The following is a 503-nucleotide window of genomic DNA, read 5'->3' as shown; positions in this document are numbered from 1 at the left end:
ATCGTTTTCGGGTCAATCACAGTCTGCGGAAACCGCACACTAGCCTTGTCACATGACGACACGGGACGATCAAGGGCGCTCCATCGACCAAGCCCAGGATGCTCTTCACCAAGCCATGCGGGGTGGCGACGTGAGCCATCTTCGCGAGTTGCTATACGAGGGCCTGGCCTTCGAGCTGCCGGACGAGTCAGTGATGGGCCGTGCTGCCGATCTCGATGCTCATGCCTCGGGTGCAACACGATTCGACAAGCTGTCGGAGCTTCATCGGTCAACTCTGGAACATGATGGTCATGGCCGGACATCGTCGCTCGTAGACATCGTCGTATTCGATGGAGGCCACCGCATCGAGGCTCGCATGATGTACCGCCGCTTTTGGTCGATCATCGAAGGTCGTTGGCAAGTAGTGGCGGGCAGCGCCGAACCGTCCGCATAGAGCCCTTGGCTCGAGTTCTACGCCAGCACCCAACCGGCCAGCTGGGTGCCGTCGCTCGGTAACGATCGTT

The 503-nt window shown here is 59.8% G+C and carries 1 protein-coding gene; it reads left to right on the top strand.

Annotation, left to right across the window (positions count from 1 at the left end):
• Positions 1–52: 52 nt before the first annotated feature.
• Positions 53–433 carry a nuclear transport factor 2 family protein gene (locus C5E07_RS19085; RefSeq protein ID WP_104301657.1) on the top strand — a complete coding sequence of 127 codons (381 nt, stop codon included), beginning with the start codon at positions 53–55 and terminating at the stop codon, positions 431–433.
• The last annotated feature ends 70 nt before the right edge of the window (positions 434–503 follow it).

The organism is Pseudoclavibacter sp. RFBJ3 (assembly GCF_002931375.1).
GTDB lineage: Bacteria > Actinomycetota > Actinomycetes > Actinomycetales > Microbacteriaceae > Pseudoclavibacter.
This window is presented reverse-complemented; position numbering and strand designations above follow the sequence as displayed.